Here is a 13987-nt window from a genome sequence, read left to right as displayed (position 1 = left end):
GACGCGCCAATGCCGTCCCGTCCCGGCCCAATGGCGGCGGCGTTTGGCCAGCTTCAGTGTGCGGTGCAACAAACGTAGTGTCGCAGGGCCAGGGCGCAGGGGGCCGGGTCAGGCGCGGCGCCCGGCCTGGGACAACCGCGGGCGCGGACCCGCCCGATCGACGCCTCGGACGGTGCGGGCTGGGGTGGAAAGCCTGAGAATACCGAAACTTAGAGCCCGGCCATCCGGCGCCCGCAGTCCGCGCGCTGGTCGCGGGTGAGCTCGGGCGAGAGCTCCAGGCGGCGGGTCCGGGTGTCGGCGTCGCCATAGGGCCAGTAGGCGATCTTCCGCGGCTTCGCCCGGCTACTCATTTTGGGTGGTCGCACCACCAGCTCGATCTGGCGGGACATGTCCCCGGCATTGAACGTCCAGGCGTCGAGCCGCATGCCGTCGCGCACGCCCGAGTTCCAGGCGGGGCCCCGGCGGCGGACGCCCTTCACGGTCTTCGCGGCGAAGGAGGCGGCGGCGTCAAAGCCGGCGTCGAAGGCCGGCGACACGGTCACGCGGGCCAGCAGGCAGCCGCCGAACATTTCCTCCGGAAGCTCGATCGCCGCCCCGCCCTCCGCGTAGCGCGCGATGTCGGCGCGGATGTCGAGCCCCGCGACCACCCAGACCGCCGAGACGAGGCCGGTGACCACGTCCGGGCCCTGGTCCGGGGCGAACTGCTGGTAGTGCCGGTGCATGTGGCGCAGGGCGGTGGACAGGTCGGCCTTGCCGCCGGTCTTGCGGCGGATCTCCTCGTCCCACTTCATCGCCAGCAGCTGGCCGCGCTGGTAGGGCAGGCTCTGCACGTCGCGGCTGGTGAAGAACTCGGCCTTGACGCGGTCGGCCGCGGCGCTCCGGGCAGGGTTGGCGTCGTACGCCTGCAGCACCGCGGCCTGGCGGTCGACCACGTCGTCGACGCTCCAGGCGCCGGCCTTCAGCATGGCGCGGTTGGTGAGGAAGTCCGCGAACCCCTCGGTTAACCAGTAGACCCCGCCGCCCCGCTGCTCGCGCGCGACCCGGCCCACGCGGCGCGGGATCCAGGTGTGCATGTTCTCGTGGGCGACGGTCCAGCGGACGAACTCCGGCTCGTCCGGGGTCGACCACAGCGCAAAGCCGTCCGAGCGGCCGATGCCGCCCATCACCTTCGACGTCCCATCGCGGACCAGCGGGATGACGCCCACGAAATAGGGCCCGCCCCCGTCGCCCCAGAAGGCGCGCTGCGCCGTCACGGTGGCGGCGACCTGGTCGGCCAGGGCGTCCAGCCGGATCGGGCGGTCGGGCAGGCTGGCCACCCGCAGCGTCCCGCCCGGGATCGGCCGCGTGGCCACGCGGACCTGGGCGCCGCCGATCGCCACAGACTCGCGGATGTCCGCGACGGTCAGCGGCTGGCCCTGCGCGCCGTGGTCGAGGTCGGAGGCCACCGTCCAGCCCTTGGGCATGCGCCCCCAGCGGAAGGTGGCGGGCTGCCGCTCGCGGTCCTCGGGCAGGACGAAGACGATGTCGCCGAAGAAGGCGAACCAGTCCGGGCGGATCACCGCGCCCTGGTAGGTCAGCCCCCCGCGCCAGTGCGGGTCGGCCTCGTAGGCGGTCTGCACGCGGTAGCTGACCGTGAGCTTGGCGCCCGGCGGGTGGCGCAGCACACGGGCGGCGGGCCCGTCCTCGGCCATGCTCGCCCCGCGGACCTTCAGGTCGGAGATGAAGCGCCAGGCGTCGGTCTTGGCGCCGTAGTCGTCCGGCAGCGCCAGCCGCGTCTCGCCGTCGGCGTCGCCGCGCAGGCGGATCTCCACCGCCAGCAGGCCCGGCTGACCGGCCGCGCCCGGCTGCAGCGCCATCCGGTAGTCCACCGTCTCGGGTCCCTTCGCGCCCATGAGGAACGGCGCGGCGGCGGCGATGAGGATGGCGCGGATCATCCGTCCCTGCGGCTAGTCGATGGGCTCGCAGTCGAACCGGTCGATCTGGCCGTTTTGAAGGCGGTAGACCGCGTCCTGCGGCACGGCCTGGTCCAGCGTCGCCTGCCGGTCCAGGCCCGCATAGGCGCCGCGCAGCAGGCGCCCCAGCACGCCGTGGCTCACCGCGATGACGCGCCGCTCGGGCTCGGGGGGCAGATCGGCCAGCCAGCTCGTGGCGCGGCCCATCACGTCCTCGAAGGTCTCGCCGCCGCCGGGCGCGCCGAAGAAGCGTTCGCCGTCGTAGCCGCGGTGCGGGTCATGGCGGCGGACGTCGTCCCACAGCTGGCCCTCCCACGCGCCGCAGCAGATCTCGACCAGCCGCGCGTCGGTCTCGACGGCCAGACCCGTGACCGCGGCGACGGCGTCGGCGGTCCGGCGGGCCCGGCCGCTCGGGCTGGACACCAGACGCCAGTCGCCGGGGACGCGCCCGGCCAGCTCGCCGGCCAGGGCGGCCATGGACAGCGCCTGGCGCTCGCCGCGCGGGGTCAGGTCGCTCTCCAGCCGTCCCTGCACCCGCCGCTCGACGTTCCAGAACGTCTCGCCGTGCCGCAGCAGGATGATCATCGCTTGCGGCGGACCACGGGGTGCGAGGTGGAGAGGCCGCCGTCCACGGCCAGCGTCTGGCCGTTCACGTAGCTGGCGTCGTCCGAGGCGAGGAACAGGCCGGCGGCGGCGATCTCCTCGGGGTGGCCGTAGCGGGTGGTCGGGTTCAGCTGGCCGATCTTGTCCTCGTTGCCGCGCGCGCGGGCGCCGTCGAAGATGGGCTTGGTCATCCCGGTCTCGATCAGCCCCGGCGCGATGGCGTTCACGCGGATCCCCGTGCCGTAGAGCTCGTTGCAGGCGGTCTGCACCAGGCTGATCACCCCGGCCTTCGAGGCCGAGTACGCCGGCCCGCCGGCGCCCGAACGGATACCCGCTACCGAGGCCGTGCAGATGATCGAGCCCTTGCCGTTCGGAATCATCGCCGCGCTGGCGTGCTTCACGGCCAGGAACGGGCCGATCAGGTTCACCCGCAGGATCTCGGCCCAGTAGTCGGCGGTCTGCTCGTGCAGCGGGGCGAAGCCGCCTGAGATGCCGGCGTTGGCCCAGAACACGTCCAGCCCGCCGAAGTCGCCCAGCGCGCGGTCCACCAGCGACTTCACGAAGGCGTCGTCGCCGGCGTCCCCCGTGACGGCCACGGCCTTGCCGCCGGCCTGCGACACCGCCTGGGCGGTCTCGGCCACGGCCTCGGCCCGGTCGGCGATGACCAGGCTCGCGCCCTCGGCGGCGAACAGCTTGGCGGCCGCGCGGCCGATGCCGCTGGCTGCGCCGGTGATGACGGCCGTGCGGCCGGAAAGACGTCCCATGGGTTCCTCGAACGGTTAGGCGGGCGTGCGGGCGCGCGCGGCGGCCGCGGTGATGGCGTCGATGAAGATCTCGTGCAGGCCGGGCGGCAGGTCGTGGCCCATGCCCGGGACGATGCGCAGCTCGGCGCCCGGAATGGCCGCGGCGGTCTGCTCGCCGCCGATGGGCTGGACCAGCGGATCGTCCGCGCCGTGCAGGACCACCGTGGGCGTCTTCAGCCGCTTGAGCTCCTCGGTGCGGTCGCCGTCGGCGCCGATCGCCTGCCGCTGGCGAACGACGCCGGACGGGTTGAAGGCCCGCCGATGCTCGGCGATCACCCGCTCGCGCAGGTCCGCCTCGTCCCAGGGATAGGCGGGGCTGCCGATCGTGCGGGCGTTCCTCATGCCGTGCGCCACGAAGGCCTCGAAGTCGGCCTTGGGATCGGGCGGCGCGGTGGTGATCACCGCCATGGCCTCGGGCGTCGCCACCACGTTGCCGGTGGGCGCCGACATGATCGAGGTGAGCGAGAGCACGCGCGCCGGATAGTCGATGGCGATCCGCTGCACGATCATCCCGCCCATGGAAACGCCCGCGATGTGCGCCGCCTTCACGCCCGCGGCGTCCAGCACCGCCATGGCGTCGGCCGCCATGTCCTTCAGCGTGTAGCGCTCGCCGTCGCCGAACCAGGTGGAGAGGCCCGTGTCGCGGTTGTCCATGCGGATGACGCGGTACCCGCGGGCGGCCAGCTTGCCGCAGAAGTCGGCCGGCCAGCGGGTCATCTGCGAGCCGAGCCCGTTGATCAGCAGCACCGTCTCCGGCGCGCCGTCGCCGAAGGTCTCGTACTCGAGCTCGACACGTCCGTTCGTCGCTCTTGGCATCGCTCTCTCCCTGGCTGGCGTATCCTGTTGGTTGCGATCCAGCGTCTACGATATCCCCACGCGTGAAACGTCTGGTCTTCGCGAAGCTTGTGCGACAATCATGGCGGCTGGAGTCGCCTGGGGGGGGAGGTCGGGCCGAAGCATGCGGGTGATCGTTCCCCTTCTCCTGTCCCTGGCGATGTGGGTCTTCATCCTGCTGGGCCTGGCGGGACTGTGGCTCAAGTTCAACGGCTGAGCCCCGCCGGACCGCCCCGTCAGGGGATCAGCAGCACGCGTCCCACCGCCTGGCGGCTTTCGATGTAGCGGTGCGCGGCGGCGGCCTCCGAAAGCGGGAACTCGCGGTCGATCACCACCTTCAGCTCGCCCTGGGCCACCCGGTCGATCAGGCTCGCGATGCTCTTCTGGACGCGGTCGGTTGAAATCTCGGCGCCCAGGAACACGCCCGAGATGGTGCGGTTGCCGCCCATCAGCGTGGAAAGGTCCATCTTCTGGCGGTCGCGGCCCGCCTGGCCCACGGTCGAGACCCGGCCGCGGTAGGCGAGGCTGAGGATCGAGCCCTGCAGCACCGCGCCGCCCACCGAATCGACCACCACGTCGGCGCCCTTCTTGCCGGTGAGGCGCATCACCTCCTCGACCACGTCGTGCGTGGCGTAGTTGATCCCGTGGGTCATGCCGAGCGGGCGCAGGCGTTCGAGCCGCTCGTCCGACGAGGCGGTGGCGATGACCATCGAGGCGCCCGCCTTCGCCGCCAGTTGGATCGCCGCCACGCCCACGCCCGAGGCGCCGGCCTGCACCAGGACCACCTCGCCGGCCTTCATCCGCCCGAACTCGAACAGGCAGTCGGCGGCGGTGCCGAACGTCACCGGGATGACCGCCGCCTCGCGGGTCGACAGGCCGTCGGGGATCTTCCACGCGGTCTTGGCCGAGACGGCCCGCAGCTCGGCGTGGCTGCCCCATCCCCCGGTCGTGCAGACCCGGTCGCCGACCTTGAGGTTCGTGACCTCGGCGCCGGCCTCGATCACCTCGCCGGCGGCCTGGTAGCCCACCACGTGCGGGTTGGTCATCAGCGGGCCGCCGAAGCGGTTCAGCGTGTCGCCGCCCTCGATCGCCACCGCCTCGACGCGGATCACGACGCCTTTCGGGTGGCACTGGGGATCGGGGACGTCCTCGTACTTCAGGACCTCGGGGGGACCGTTCTCGTAATAGACTGCGGCCTTCATGGCGGACGTCCCTCAAACATTTGTTTGACGCCACCCATTCCATGGCGATCCTGCCGGCGCAAGGGGAGGACGGGATGCAGCTTGCCAAGCCGAGGGTCGACATCGGCCTCGCCACCAACGACCTGGGCCCCATGCTGGCCTTCTGGCAGGGCGAGGCGGGGGTTCCGCTGGACCATGTCCTGCCGATCCGCCGCGGCCAGGACCAGCACCGGCACGACGTCCTGGGCAGCGTGCTCAAGATCAACCACCACGCCAACCCCCTGCCGGCGAACCCGCCCAGCGGCTATCGCGAACTGCTGATCGCCCGCGAGGGGTTGATCGCGCCGCAGGGCCTGGCCGACCCCGAGGGCAACCGGGTGAGCCTGGTGCCGCCGGGCCACGACGGCGTCACTCAGATCGGCGTGCGGATCGGCGTCCGCGACCTCGCCGCCCACCGCCGCTTCTACGCCGAGGCCCTCGGGCTGCCCGAGGAACGCGAGGGCGCCTTCCGCGCGGGCGAGAGCCTGATCCTGCTCGAGGCGGACCCGGCGGCCCCGTCCGACGCCCAGATGCAGGGCCCGGGCTGGCGCTACATCACCTTCCAGGTCTTCAAGGTCGACGAGGAGCACGCCGCCGTCCTGGCGAAGGGCGGCCGCGAGGCCCTGGCGCCGGTGACGCTGGGAACCACGGCGCGGATCTCCATGGTCCGCGATCCCGACGGCAACTGGATCGAGCTCTCCCAGCGCGCCTCCATCGTCGGCGCCCTCGACTGACCGTCGGTCCGGCCGCTACCGGTTGCGCTTCACGTGGTTGCGGATCGCCGCCGTGATGCGGTCCTGGGTTTCGGCGTCCAGGTAGGCGTGCATCGGCAGCGCCAGCACCCTGCCCGCCGCCGCCTCGGTGACCGGCAGCCCCCCCGGCTGCGGATAGCCGCGGTAGGGCGCCTGCAGGTGCAGGGGCACGGGATAGTAGACCGCCGTCGGGATCCCTTCGGTCCGCAGGTGCGCGGCCAGCCCGTCGCGGTCCTCCGTCTCGATGACGTACTGCGCCCAGACCGAGACGCCGCCCGCGATCACCGGTGGGACGCGGACCACGTCGCCCAGCGCTTCGGCGTAGCGGGCCGCCACCCGGTTCCGGGCCTCGATCTCGTCGGCGAAGATGCTCAGCTTCTGCAGCAGCACGGCGGCCTGGAGGGTGTCCATCCGGCTGTTCATCCCCACCCGCATGTTCAGGTACTTGGGGTCGTGGTCGAAGGTGCGGCCCTCCAGGTCGGACTTCACCGCCTGGCCGTGCACGCGCAGCGACACCAGCAGGTCGTGCAGCCGGTCGTCGTTCGACAGCACCGCCCCGCCGTCGCCGTAGCAGCCCAGCGGCTTGGCCGGGAAGAACGAGGTGGTCGTCACGTCCGCCCAGTGCAGCGGATGGCGGCCGTTCAGCGTGCAGCCGAAGCCTTGCGCGGAATCGGAGATCAGCTTCAGGCCGTGGCGCTCGGCTGCCGCCTTGATGGCCGGGTAGTCGGCGGGCTGGCCGAACAGGTCGACCGCGATCACCGCCCGCGGCGTCAGCCGCCCGTCCGCCTTCACCGCCGCGATGGCGGCCTCCAGCTTCGCCGGGTCCAGGTTGTAGGTGTCCGGCAGCACGTCGACGAACACCGGCGAGGCGCCCACCAGCGGCATCACCTCGGCGGTGGCCGCAAAGGTGAAGCTGGGGCAGAAGACCGCGTCGCCCGGCCCGATCTCCCAGGCCATCAGCGGCAGCATCAGGGCCTCGGTGCCCGATCCGCACGAGAGCGCATGCCGCGCCTGGCCGAAGGCGGCGAGCTCGGCCTCGAACTGGCCGATCTCCGGGCCCATGATGTAGGCGCCCGAGCGCACCACCTTGAGGATCGCGTCCTCCAGCGGCTGGCCCAGGCGCGCGCGCTGAGCGGCGAGGTCGATGAACGGGATCATGGCGGCGGCTTCTGCCATGCGCCTCGCGGCATGACCAACACACGCTTGGTGACAGCGTGTTGCCGCCGGGGCGCCGGGGGTCCGCAGCTGGCGATCTTCCTCGCCCGCAGCCGGCGGGGCCACAGAGGAGGGCCGCGGCGGGCCTGGCTCATCGCAGTCTCCGGCGTGACCGTGGTGTAACATGCGCCGCGCCGCGACGCGTCGCCCTGGGCGCCGTAGCGTCAGGATTTCCTTACGTCACAAGTTGTTGCGTCGGCGCCGCGCCGCTCGCGAACGTTGCGCGCGCGCGGCGATTCGCGTGGCGGCGCTGAAATATCCGCCTTCATATTTCCCCGCTCCGGCAGGCCCGATCAGAGGCTCCCGGAGGGGAGGAACATCGATGTCCAAGGGCAGATTCTTCTGCGGCGCGTCCCTGCTCGCGGCCGCGCTCGGCCTCGCGGCGCAGGCCCAGGCTCAGACCGGTTCGACCGAGGTCGGCGAGGTGGTGGTCACGGGCTCGTTCATCCGGGGCACCCCGGAGGACGCCGCGCTTCCCGTCGACGTCATCGGCGGCGAGGACCTGGCGAAGCAGGGTTCGCCCTCGGCCGTCGAGCTGATCAAGGCGCTGCCGTCCAGCCAGGGCGTGCTGGGCGACTCCAACCAGTTCGACGGGCGCTCGCAGGGCCAGGAAGGCGTGGGCACCATCAACCTGCGCGGGCTGGGGGCGGCGCGGACCCTGGTCCTCTTCAACGGGCGGCGCGTGGCGCTCTCGGCCAACGGGGCCGTCGACACGAACCTCCTGCCCCTCGCGGCCGTCGGCCGCATCGAGGTGCTCAAGGACGGCGCCGCCGCCACCTATGGCTCGGAAGCGATCGGCGGGGTGGTCAACCTGATCGCGCCCACGACCTTCGACGGCCTGGAGCTGCACGGCGACTGGACGTTCATCGACGGCTCCGAGGGCGACTGGGGCGGCTATGTGAAGTGGGGCTGGTCGAACGACCGGGCCAACGCCTTCGTCGCCGCCGACTTCCGCCACCGCTCGCGGCTGCAGTTCACCAAGCGCGACTTCACCAGCCTGCCGTTCGCCGCGAACCCCGAGGGCGGCTGGAGCTCGATCTCGCTGCCCACCTTCATCGACCTGGCGAGCGGCCCGGCCGCCGTGCGGTTCGACAGCGGCTGCACGCCGCTGGGCGGCACGTTCACGCCCGTGGGCTGCCAGGTGCAGTTCGGGCTGAACGACAACCTCGTCGAGCCCGAGGACCGCTACTCGATCTACGGCCAGTTCAACTTCGACATCGACGAGGACACCACCTTCCACATGGACGCCATGTACGCCCGCGGCGTGGTGACCATGAGCACCAGCCCCGGCTACGCGCTGCTGGCGGGCCCGTCCTCCACGTTCTCGCCGGTGGCGGGACGCTACTTCGTGCCGGCGTCCAACCCGGGCCTGCGCGACTACGTGGCCAAGAACCCGGGCCAGTTCCCGAACGGGAATGCCGGCGTCGTGCTCGCCGCCTACCGGCCCTTCGCCTTCGACGGCAATCCGCTCTTCAACGGCCGCGGCCCGGCCCAGGGCAAGCGCGACTACGAGATGTGGCGGGTCTCGGGAGACGTTCGCGGCAAGCTGCCGGTCGCCGACATCGGCTGGAACCTGGCGCTCACCTACTCCCAGAACTCCTCGTACCTCAGCCAGTCCGACACCGAGATCAGCCGCTTCCAGCTGGCCCTGAACGGCCTCGGCGGCCCCGACTGCAACCGCACCACCGGCACGCCCGGGGTGGGGCCGTGCATGTACTTCAACCCGTTCTCCAACAGCGCGGCGTCCAACCCGATCACCGGCGGGACCAACCCCGGCTTCACGGCCAGCTCGCCCCGCAACTCGCCCGAGCTGGTCCGCTGGTTCTTCCGCGAGAACTCGCGGGAGGTCGTGAACCGGCTGGTCGTGGCCGAGCTCGTGTTCGACGGGACCATTCCGGGGCTGTCGCTCCCGGGCGGCGAGATCGGCTGGGCCGTCGGCGGCCAGTACCGGCGCAACCAGACCGAACAGAGCGTCTCGCCCGGCTGGGACGTGGCCATCAACCCGTGCCCCGACACGCCGATCACCGGCAACCGCAGCTGCGCGCTCGAGACCGGTCCGCTCGCATTCCTCGGGACCTTCGCCGAGCAGGATCTCGAGCAGGACGTGTACGCGGCCTTCGCCGAGGTCCAGATCCCGATCACCGACGCCCTGAACGTGCAGGCGGCGGCCCGCTACGAGGATTACGGCGGCGGCGTCGGGGGCACCTTCGACCCCAAGGTGTCGGCCCGCTGGCAGATCAACGACATGTTCGCCGTCCGCGGCTCGCTCGGCACCACGTTCCGCGCGCCGCCGGCCAACAACCTCGAGGGCCGGGTCACGACGCTGCAGTTCTTCGGCGGCAACTACCGCCCGGTGGACATCGTGGCCAATCCGTCCCTGAAGCCCGAAAGCGCCGTCACCTGGAGCGTCGGCGGCATCGTGCGGGCCGGCGGGCTGCGCGCGACCGTGGACTACTGGAGCTTCGACTTCCAGAAGCCGATCGTCGCCGAGCCGTTCGACGCGATCGTCGCCACCATGTTCCCGGGCGGCGCCTCGACGAACTGCGGCAACCCGGCGTTCGCCGGCCTGCAGGCGCGGTTCCAGTTCTTCTCGGGCACGACCTGCGCGGTGGCGAACGTCGCGCGGCTGCGCACCGGCGTGATCAACGGGGCCGACCAGAAGACCTCGGGCATCGACGCCCTGGCGGACTTCGACTTCCCCGAGCCGATGTTCGGCGTCGACGTGACGATCGGCGGCAGCTTCAGCTACGTCCTGGAGTACAAGGTCGACCGGACCGAGGTGGAGGGCCTGGTCGTCCAGCCGGCCTTCAACGCCGTGAACTTCCTGAACCAGGGCCAGAGCGTCGTGCCCCTGCCGGACTGGAAGGCGCAGGCCTACGTCGAGCTCACGCGCGGCGTCCACAACCTGCGTTTCACCGCCAACTACATCTCCAGCTACATCGACCAGCGTGCGGCGCCCTACCTGCCGCTGGCGTCGCTGGGCGGGCAGGCGGTGCTCCGCGGGCGCAAGATCGACGAGACGCTGCTGGTCGACGCCGCCTACCGCGTGCTGCTGCCCTGGGACACGACCCTGGTCGTGCGGGTCCAGAACGTGTTCGACGACGACCCGTCGTTCGCGCGCCTGGCGCCCGGCTACGATCCGTTCACGGGCAATCCCCTGGGCCGGACGCTCAAGATCGGCGTCACCAAGAAGGTCTGGTGACGATAGGCCGCAGGCCGGCCGGGAGATGGCGCGCCGCCGGGAGCCCGGCGGCGCGCTTTCCCTTGTGGGGCTTAGTGTTCCGGAAGCCACGCTGTGGCCGAGATCGTAGAAAACACGGTTCCATTTTTCGCAGAACCCGTTCAAAGAGAAGGTGATCCCGGCCACGGATCCGCGCCCAAGACGCGGAACGTCTCGCCGCAGGAGGGGAAGGAAAGATCAAGATGAACAAGCGCAGTCAGTTCTGCGGCGGCTCGGTTGTGGCCGTCGTCGCCGCCCTCGGCGTCGTCGCGCCCGCCGCGGCCCAGACCGATCAGGCCAGCACCACGTCCGAAGTGCAGGAGGTGGTCGTCACCGGTTCGTTCATTCGGGGCACCCCCGAAGACGCGGCCCTTCCCGTCGAGGTGATCGGCGCGGAAGAACTCCAGAAGCGGGGCTCGCCGAACACGATCGAGCTCATCAAGAGCCTGCCGGTCTCCGGCCCGGTGCTCGGCGACACCAACCAGTTCTCCACCGCCGCCCAGGGCCAGGTCGGCGCGGGCACCATCAACCTCCGCAGCCTGGGCAGCCTCCGCACCCTGGTGCTGGTGAACGGCCGCCGCGTGGTGGCCTCGGCCGGCGCCGGCAGCGGCGGCGTCGACACCAACCTGCTCCCCGTCTCGGCCATCGGCCGGGTGGAAGTGCTGAAGGACGGCGCTGCGGCGACCTACGGCTCGGACGCCATCGCCGGCGTGGTGAACTTCATCACCCGCAACAAGTTCGAAGGGCTGGAGCTCAGCGGCGACTATCGCCTCGTGGACGGTTCGAACGGCGACTACACGGCCAACGCCATCTACGGGAAGACCTTCGACAACGCCGACATCATGGTGTCGGCCGGCTACCAGCACCGCTCGCAGCTGAAGACCACCGACCGCGACTGGTCCTACCTGCCCTACCTGGACAACCCCTCGGGCTACTCCGTGCTGGGCCAGCCGCCGTCGTTCCTGCCGCTCGGCGCCACCGGCGCGCCGACGGCTGGCGTGACGCGCGATTCGAATTGCGCGGCCGTCGGGGGCTTCGCCGGCTTCACCGGCACGACCCCGGCCTGCTACTTCACCTACATTCCCTTCGACAACCTGATCGAGCACGAGAACCGCTACCACATCTACGGTCAGGTGAACGTCGACCTGGATGACAAGACCAAGTTCCACCTCGACGCCTACTGGGCCAAGACCGACATCCCGCGCATGCGGTTCTCGCCCGGCTTCCCGCCGATCCAGGGCCCGAACGGTCCGGGTTCGGTCGGCGTGTTCTCGACGCCGATCACCAACCCCGGCGCGCTCACGGCCCTGCAGCAGGCCGGCCTTTCGCCGGCGGCGATCGCGGCCACCAGCCGCGTCTCGCTGACGCTGTTCCGCCCGCTCGGAGCCGGCGGCAACCCGATCTTCGACGACGGGGGCCAGATCGGCTACCGGAACTACAACGTGTATCGCGTGTCGGGCGGCCTGACAGGCGAACTGCCCTTCGCCGGCATCGGCTACGACCTGGGCGTCAGCTTCTCGCGGACCCAGAACCGCCAGTCGACGCCCGACATCTTCATCGACCGCCTGCAGCGGGCGCTGAACGGCTTCGGCGGCCCGAACTGCACGGGCACGGTGGCCGGAGCCAACGGGTGCCGGTACTTCAACCCGTTCTCGAACGCCTACGCCGGCAACCCCGCGCTGGGCCTGACCAACCCGGGCTTCGTCTCGGCCAACGCCAACAGCCCCGAGCTGGTCAGCTGGATCTTCGAGCTGAACTCGCAGACCCAGCAGCGCCAGGACCTCTTCGTCGTCGACTTCGTGCTGAACGGCGAACTGGGCATCGCGCTTCCGGGCGGGAACATCGGCTGGGCCGCCGGCGCGCAGTACCGCGCGTCCGACTTCCAGTCGTCGCTCCGCAGCCCGTTCCAGGACTCGCGCGTCGCGCCGTGCCCGGTGATCGGCGCCACGAACTGCGCGTTCCCCACCGGCCCTTACATCTTCCTGGGCCAGGGCACGCCGCAGCAGCTGGATGACTCGGTCTACGCCTTCTTCGCGGAAACCAACCTGCCGATCACCGACACGATCAACGCGCAGGCGGCCATCCGGTACGAGGACTACGGCGGCCTCACCGGCTCGACCACCAACCCGAAGCTGGCCCTGAAGTGGCAGATCGCCGAGCAGTTCGCGCTGCGCGGTTCGATCGGCACCACCTTCCGCGGCCCGACCCCCGGCAACCGCTCGAACAACGCCGTCACCGGTCTGTCGGGCATCCAGGCGGCCGGCAACAACTTCAAGTCGGTCGACTTCACCGGCAATCCGGCCATCGGCCCCGAAAAGGCGTTCACCTACAACGTGGGCGGCATCTTCGAGGTCCAGGGCCTGCGATTGATCCTCGACTACTGGCACTTCAACGTCGAAGACCAGATCACCACGGTTCCGGCCCAGATCGTGGCCACCGCCGTGGGCGGCGTCGGGAACGGCACGCAGTTCGTGAACTGCGGCAGCGCCCTGCGCAGCCTGATCACCTTCAACAACAACAACGCCTGCACGCAGGGCGTGACCGTCGGCAACGACATCCAGCGCGTCCGCTCCGACACCGTGAACGGCCCGCGCATCAAGGTCACCGGCATCGACGGCAACATCGACTACCGGCTCCGTGACGTCATGGGCGGCGATGTCACCCTGGGCGCCTCGTTCAGCCGCCTGGTGAAGTACGACATCGGCGAGTTCAACCTGAACGGCGTGCTGGTCTCCACGGCCTACAGCGCCCTCGGGTTCACGAACTACGACCGCTTCCCCGGGACGGTGTCGAAGCTCCGCGGCGCGGCCTACGCCGAATACAGCCGCGGCCAGCACAACCTGCGGGTGGACATGACCTACGTTGGCGGCGCCACGGACAACCGCGGCCCGACCACGGTGCAGACCGGCTCGTCGCCGAACTGCAACGTGGCCAACGCCCAGGCCGGCACGGCCACCAACTGCCAGCTGACGACGCTGGGTCTGCGGGTGAAGGAGTTCTACACCTTCGACATGACCTATCGCCTGCAGCTGCCCTGGGACACCACGGTCACCGCCTCGGTGTTCAACATCTTCGACCGCGACCCGTCTGCGGCGCGCCTGGAAGCGGGCTACGACCCCTTCATCGGCAACCCCTACGGCCGCACCTTCAAGATCGGGGCCCGCAAGAAGTTCTGATCAGACCTCCGGGCGACCGGAGCCGATCTTCAGCGCCGCCGGGTCCGCCCGGCGGCGCTTTTCTTTTGCCTGCCGCCAGGTCGCAAGAGCGGGTCCGCCGCGTACGGCGACGCCTTGGCCGGACCGGCTCCGGGGGTTTCAGAAGTCCGGTACGTTTCCTCTGCGGAATCTGCTGGCGCATTCGCGAAATTGCGCCGATCATTCGCATACCA

The 13987-nt window shown here is 70.7% G+C and carries 9 protein-coding genes; 3 read left to right on the top strand and 6 right to left on the bottom strand.

Features of this window, described 5'->3' with window-relative positions:
- Window positions 1-209: 209 nt before the first annotated feature.
- The 5 genes from AC2D8W_RS17395 to AC2D8W_RS17375 form a co-directional block, all read right to left on the bottom strand.
- A complete protein-coding gene (locus AC2D8W_RS17395; RefSeq protein WP_484672587.1) occupies window positions 210-1934 on the bottom strand; it encodes a M61 metallopeptidase family protein in 1725 nt (574 codons plus the stop codon).
- A gap of 12 nt (window positions 1935-1946) precedes the next feature.
- Window positions 1947-2537: a histidine phosphatase family protein gene (locus AC2D8W_RS17390; RefSeq protein ID WP_484672586.1), complete on the bottom strand. Its 591-nt coding sequence runs from the start codon at window positions 2535-2537 to the stop codon at window positions 1947-1949.
- The gene (locus AC2D8W_RS17385) at window positions 2534-3319 is read right to left on the bottom strand and encodes an SDR family NAD(P)-dependent oxidoreductase (RefSeq protein WP_484672585.1); all 786 of its coding nucleotides are present in this window, start codon (window positions 3317-3319) and stop codon (window positions 2534-2536) included. The genes AC2D8W_RS17390 and AC2D8W_RS17385 overlap by 4 nt, the downstream gene beginning before the upstream one ends.
- 15 nt (window positions 3320-3334) lie before the next feature.
- Window positions 3335-4174, bottom strand: a complete 840-nt coding sequence (locus AC2D8W_RS17380) for an alpha/beta fold hydrolase (RefSeq protein WP_484672584.1) — start codon at window positions 4172-4174, stop codon at window positions 3335-3337.
- A gap of 254 nt (window positions 4175-4428) precedes the next feature.
- Window positions 4429-5394, bottom strand: coding sequence for a quinone oxidoreductase family protein (locus tag AC2D8W_RS17375; RefSeq protein WP_293480788.1), 966 nt, complete (start codon window positions 5392-5394; stop codon window positions 4429-4431).
- Window positions 5395-5468: 74 nt separating this feature from the next.
- Between AC2D8W_RS17375 and AC2D8W_RS17370 the strand changes: the two genes are divergently transcribed.
- Window positions 5469-6146, top strand: coding sequence for a VOC family protein (locus tag AC2D8W_RS17370; RefSeq protein ID WP_484672583.1), 678 nt, complete (start codon window positions 5469-5471; stop codon window positions 6144-6146).
- A gap of 15 nt (window positions 6147-6161) precedes the next feature.
- On the opposite strand, the gene AC2D8W_RS17365 is transcribed toward AC2D8W_RS17370, so the two are convergent.
- Window positions 6162-7322 (bottom strand): DegT/DnrJ/EryC1/StrS family aminotransferase, encoded by a 1161-nt coding sequence (locus AC2D8W_RS17365; RefSeq protein ID WP_484672582.1) that lies wholly within the window; start codon window positions 7320-7322, stop codon window positions 6162-6164.
- Window positions 7323-7701: 379 nt separating this feature from the next.
- Between AC2D8W_RS17365 and AC2D8W_RS17360 the strand changes: the two genes are divergently transcribed.
- Both AC2D8W_RS17360 and AC2D8W_RS17355 read left to right on the top strand, forming a co-directional pair.
- Window positions 7702-10581, top strand: coding sequence for a TonB-dependent receptor domain-containing protein (locus AC2D8W_RS17360; protein WP_484672581.1), 2880 nt, complete (start codon window positions 7702-7704; stop codon window positions 10579-10581).
- A gap of 221 nt (window positions 10582-10802) precedes the next feature.
- Window positions 10803-13775: a TonB-dependent receptor domain-containing protein gene (locus tag AC2D8W_RS17355; protein WP_484672580.1), complete on the top strand. Its 2973-nt coding sequence runs from the start codon at window positions 10803-10805 to the stop codon at window positions 13773-13775.
- Window positions 13776-13987 lie beyond the last annotated feature (212 nt).

Source organism: Phenylobacterium sp. T106 (assembly GCF_057219735.1).
Note: the sequence above shows the minus strand (reverse complement) of the source record. Positions and strands in the feature narration are given on the sequence as shown.

Bases quoted from the DNA above. Each gene is read 5' to 3' on its own strand.
- AC2D8W_RS17360 (WP_484672581.1), top strand. From the start codon at position 7,702: ATGTCCAAGGGCAGATTCTTCTGCGGCGCGTCCCTGCTCGCGGCCGCG.
- AC2D8W_RS17390 (WP_484672586.1), bottom strand. From the start codon at position 2,537: ATGATCATCCTGCTGCGGCACGGCGAGACGTTCTGGAACGTCGAGCGG.
- AC2D8W_RS17370 (WP_484672583.1), top strand. From the start codon at position 5,469: ATGCAGCTTGCCAAGCCGAGGGTCGACATCGGCCTCGCCACCAACGAC.
- AC2D8W_RS17395 (WP_484672587.1), bottom strand. From the start codon at position 1,934: ATGATCCGCGCCATCCTCATCGCCGCCGCCGCGCCGTTCCTCATGGGC.
- AC2D8W_RS17385 (WP_484672585.1), bottom strand. From the start codon at position 3,319: ATGGGACGTCTTTCCGGCCGCACGGCCGTCATCACCGGCGCAGCCAGC.
- AC2D8W_RS17355 (WP_484672580.1), top strand. From the start codon at position 10,803: ATGAACAAGCGCAGTCAGTTCTGCGGCGGCTCGGTTGTGGCCGTCGTC.
- AC2D8W_RS17380 (WP_484672584.1), bottom strand. From the start codon at position 4,174: ATGCCAAGAGCGACGAACGGACGTGTCGAGCTCGAGTACGAGACCTTC.
- AC2D8W_RS17365 (WP_484672582.1), bottom strand. From the start codon at position 7,322: ATGATCCCGTTCATCGACCTCGCCGCTCAGCGCGCGCGCCTGGGCCAG.
- AC2D8W_RS17375 (WP_293480788.1), bottom strand. From the start codon at position 5,394: ATGAAGGCCGCAGTCTATTACGAGAACGGTCCCCCCGAGGTCCTGAAG.